The sequence below is a fragment of the Leptolyngbya sp. FACHB-36 genome, from assembly GCF_014695955.1.
GTDB lineage: Bacteria > Cyanobacteriota > Cyanobacteriia > Leptolyngbyales > Leptolyngbyaceae > FACHB-36.
On record NZ_JACJPG010000201.1, the window covers coordinates 1 to 4,273 of the forward strand.

Here is a 4,273-nt window from a genome sequence, read left to right on the forward strand (position 1 = left end):
GTCACTCTGAGCGGTGCCCATTCACCTGAATCAAAATTTGCTCCTTCGATTTAGTGACACCCGCGCAAAATAAAAATTATTCTTTCCCTAGCCTCTAGTCCCCAGCCTGTAGCTCCTAAGATAGAACTACTGCCTGTGTGGATTCACAATGTTCGATGAGTTGAGCGTAACTCCGCGCCTTCCTAGAGTGCCATTAGAGCGTCGAGTGGCAGCATTTGCGATCGATTTTGGAATTGCTTCGCTGATTAGCACCTTGGGCGGCAACGGTGGCTATATTGTGCTGTATGTGGTGGCGTGGCTGATTCTGCGGGTCGTCGTCGTCATCCGCAATCGCGGGCAAAGTTTGGGGCGCTGGGCAATGGATATGAAAGTGGTCGATCCGAAATATCGATCAACTCCAACCTTGGGCGCATTAGCAAAACGCGAATCGCTGACCGGATTGGGGTCGCTGCTGGTGCTGATCGGTCTGGCAAACCTCAGCCCGACGAACGGCTGGATTTTGTTCACGCCGATTCCTCTACTCGTAGATTGCGGGTTTGCCTTCGCAGATGCCGAAAATCGGCTGGCCTACCACGATCGCTTCACCCGCACCGTCGTGGCTCAAACCCGTCGCGGCTACTCGCTCGACATTAAAGTGAAAAAAATAATTGATCGAGCACGACAACGTGTGAAATAATAGATATTTGTGTCTAATGCTCTCTAGCTCTCGATCGGTAGAAATATGGCTAAGAATAAAGGCGTTCGCCTCATCATTACGTTAGAGTGCACCGAGTGCCGCACCAATCCAGATAAGCGCACCCCCGGTGTTTCCCGCTACACCACAATGAAAAATCGCCGCAACACCACTGCGCGACTAGAACTGAAGAAGTTCTGCCCCCACTGCAATCGCCACACGGATCACAAAGAGATCAAATAGAGCTATTTGCGATTCGTTCTTAGCGATTGGCTTTGAGCAGCTGACGACTACGACCAACCATTGACCACTGACGACTAATTACTGACCATGACTTACTTCCGCCGTCGCATTTCCCCAATCAAGCCCGAAGACCCGATCGACTACAAGGACGTAGACCTGCTCCGCAAGTTTGTCACCGAGCGGGGTAAGATTCTGCCACGCCGCATTACTGGCTTGACTGCTAAGCAGCAGCGGGATTTGACTCAAGCCATCAAACGTGCTCGTCTAATCGCCCTGCTGCCGTTTGTCAATCAGGAAGGCTAAGGACAGGATGATTGGATTTTGAGTTACTTGGCTTGTGTCGGTAGCTCAGACCTAACTATTCATCCTCGCCCCTCTCCTTACTCTCACTTTTTACCTCTCACACTGCAATGGAGAAGGGAACACTAGTCGAGTTTCAGCTAAATGGTGCTCGTCGTCTTGCCGTTGTCGATCGTCCAGAAGGCAAGAAGCATTGGATTGCCGTGGACGATCGGGGACAGTCTCACACGCTTCATCCTCGGCAAGTTACGTATGAGGCGGCAGGAATCTACAAGCCGTCCGAGATTGCCGTGCTGCTAGAGCAGGTGAAGCCGCTGCTGGACCCATCTAGCATTGAAGTGGCGTGGGAGCTTTTGGTTGAAGACGGTGAAACAGCAACGCCAATGGATCTGGCGGCGCTACTATTTTCCGAACAGGAGCCGATGCACTGCTACGCGGCTCACCTGCTACTTGCCGACGATAAACTTTACTTTAAACAGAAGGGCGATCGCTACGAACCCCGACCGAAGTCGCAAGTTGCTGAACTCAAGCATCAGCTCGAGATGGAGGCGCAGCGGCAGCGAGAGTGGGAGGAACTGCTGACTCGTATACAGCGGGTGCTGGCAGGAGAAGCAATGGAATGGCAATCCAGCGATCGTCCGCGCCTCGATGCCCTAGAACGATTTGCTACTCTGGGAGAGGAGGCGACTCACCGAGCACCCGCTCTGGAGCTTCTGCACTCCCTGAAACGTCCTGAAACTCCTCAAGCTGCGTTTCAATTGCTGGTTGATCTAGGGCTATGGAGTCCGCACGAAAACTTGTTTCTGCGGCGTAGCCAAATTCCGATTCACTTTCCACCTAAGGTATTGGAAGTGGCGCATCACCGCCTGACTGCTCCTCCACCCGATCTCAATGTCGATCGACTCGACTTGACTCACCTCAAGGTCTACACGATCGACGACGAAAGCACGCGCGAAATTGATGACGGCTTAAGTCTAGAGTTGCTGCCAGACGGTCAGCAGCGGCTGTGGATTCACATTGCCGATCCTAGTCGCTGGCTAGAACCAGGAGACGAACTTGACTTGGATGCACGTCGCCGCAGCACGACGCTGTACCTGCCGACGGGAATGATTCCCATGTTTCCCTCGGAGTTGGCAACAGGGCCGATGAGCCTAGTGCAAGGGCAAATCTGCTGTGCTCTCAGCTTTGGCGTGATTCTGACTCCAGAAGGCGCCGTTCAGGACTACAGCATTCACGCCAGCCGCATCAAAATTACCTACCGCCTCACCTACGACGATGTAGATGAGATGCTGGAGTTGGGCGTGCAGGCAGAGTCGGAATTGGACGCGATCGCGACGTGGGCAAAGCGCCGACAAGCGTGGCGGCAATCGCAGGGGGCAATCAGCATTCACATGCCGGAATCGTCGATTAAGGTCAACGACGACACAATTACCATCAAGGTGCTAGAGGACGCTCCCTCTCGCCTGCTTGTGGCAGAAATGATGATTCTGGCGGGAGAAGTTGCCGCTCGCTATGGGCAAACCCACAACTTGCCTTTGCCGTTTCGCCACCAGCCACAGCCCGAACTGCCCCCCGAAGGCGAACTGCTGCTGCTGCCAGCCGGACCCGTGCGATCGTGCGCGATTCGCCGGTGCATGCCCCGCAGTGAACTCAGCATTACGCCTGCCCGCCACGCCAGCTTAGGACTAGATACTTACACGCAAGTTACGTCACCGATTCGCCGCTACAGCGATCTGCTGACGCACTTTCAACTCAAGGCACACCTGCGGGGTGCTTCGCTGCCATTCTCTGCCGACGAGATGAAGGAGCTGACTCTAAGCCTGAGCAGTGCTGTTCAGGAAGCAGTGCTGGTAGAACGACAGACCAACCGCTATTGGGGTCTGGAGTATCTGCGTCGCAACTCAGACGAAGTCTGGAGCGCGCTAATGCTGCGCTGGCTGCGAGAGCACGAAAATCTGGGGCTGATTCTGCTAGAAGATTTAGGGATTGAGCTAGCGATGCGCTTCAACCGAGCGATCGCTCCGGGCGATCGATTGGAGATCAAAGTCAGCTACGCAGATCCCCGCCAAGACATTATCCAGTTCCAGGAAATGGTCTACCAGGCAAGCTAGAACTGCTGTACGTGGCGAAATACGACGATTTCAGGCTATTTAATTGCTGTAACGATTAAATAGCGCATGCAGTGGGCAATCCTGATTGGGCTGCTCTCGCGAATTCTGTCTGGGTCGATTCTTTCCGCATCCAACATAGTTGGTAGACTGGGAAGCTAGATTTCGATCGAGAAGACCTCATGCCTACGGATCTGTCTCCGCTTTGGATCTCGCTCAGAACGGCGTTGCTGGCTACAGTGGTCACTTTCTTTGTCGGGATTGCGGTTGCCTATTGGATGCTGGGCTACCGAGGCAGAGGACGATCGCTGATTGAAGGCATCTTAGTCTCCCCATTGATTTTGCCGCCCACCGTGGTCGGATTCTTGCTGCTGCTGCTGTTTGGCAAGAATGGCTCGATCGGGCAATGGATGTCGCAGTGGGACTTCACGATCGTCTTTACCTGGTATGCTGCCGTCATTACTGCCACTGTTGTGGCGTTTCCGCTCATGTACCGCACGGCGCTGGGCGCATTTGAGCAAATCGACGCCAATCTCCTGAGTGTTGCCCGCACTTTGGGCGCTTCCGAGTGGACGGTGTTCTGGCGGATTCTATTGCCGCTGGCAGTTCCAGGACTTTTAGCCGGAACCACGCTGGCGTTTGCCCGTGCGCTAGGTGAGTTTGGCGCAACGTTGATGCTGGCGGGCAATATTCCTGGAGAAACCCAAACCATTCCGATGGCGATTTACTTCGCCGTTGAAGCAGGTGCAATGGACGAAGCTTGGTTCTGGGCGATCGTCATTCTTAGCATTTCGCTGTCGGGCATTTTCGCAGTCAACCTGTGGCAGACCCAGCGGGGAAACCTGACGGTTGGGAGCCAAGCGCGTAAGGAGCGGAAACGTCGTGCCCATGCCTCGCGTCTCACTCCAATGTCTACCGGAACGCGAAGCGTTTCTGAGAAGTCGGAGGC

At 54.3% G+C, this 4,273-nt stretch carries 5 protein-coding genes; all 5 read left to right on the plus strand.

The features are described 5' to 3' along the window. The first annotated feature begins 148 nt into the window (after nucleotides 1–148). Nucleotides 149–676 carry an RDD family protein gene (locus H6F43_RS04585; RefSeq protein ID WP_190341113.1) on the plus strand — a complete coding sequence of 176 codons (528 nt, stop codon included), beginning with the start codon at nucleotides 149–151 and terminating at the stop codon, nucleotides 674–676. A 45-nt stretch (nucleotides 677–721) separates the two neighbouring features. Further along, nucleotides 722–916 (plus strand): 50S ribosomal protein L33, encoded by a 195-nt coding sequence (gene rpmG / locus H6F43_RS04590; RefSeq protein ID WP_190341115.1) that lies wholly within the window; start codon nucleotides 722–724, stop codon nucleotides 914–916. 87 nt (nucleotides 917–1,003) lie between these two features. Then, complete coding sequence (gene rpsR / locus H6F43_RS04595; protein ID WP_190341117.1) at nucleotides 1,004–1,219, plus strand: 30S ribosomal protein S18; 216 nt, start codon at nucleotides 1,004–1,006, stop codon at nucleotides 1,217–1,219. Nucleotides 1,220–1,326: 107 nt separating this feature from the next. Further along, the gene (locus H6F43_RS04600; protein WP_190341119.1) at nucleotides 1,327–3,327 is read left to right on the plus strand and encodes a ribonuclease R family protein; all 2,001 of its coding nucleotides are present in this window, start codon (nucleotides 1,327–1,329) and stop codon (nucleotides 3,325–3,327) included. A 179-nt stretch (nucleotides 3,328–3,506) separates the two neighbouring features. Continuing rightward, nucleotides 3,507–4,273: molybdate ABC transporter permease subunit (gene modB, locus H6F43_RS04605; protein WP_190341122.1), on the plus strand; the 767-nt coding region annotated here is incomplete at its 3' end.

Bases quoted from the DNA above. Each gene is read 5' to 3' on its own strand.
- rpsR (WP_190341117.1), top strand. From the start codon at position 1,004: ATGACTTACTTCCGCCGTCGCATTTCCCCAATCAAGCCCGAAGACCCG.
- rpmG (WP_190341115.1), top strand. From the start codon at position 722: ATGGCTAAGAATAAAGGCGTTCGCCTCATCATTACGTTAGAGTGCACC.
- H6F43_RS04600 (WP_190341119.1), top strand. From the start codon at position 1,327: ATGGAGAAGGGAACACTAGTCGAGTTTCAGCTAAATGGTGCTCGTCGT.
- H6F43_RS04585 (WP_190341113.1), top strand. From the start codon at position 149: ATGTTCGATGAGTTGAGCGTAACTCCGCGCCTTCCTAGAGTGCCATTA.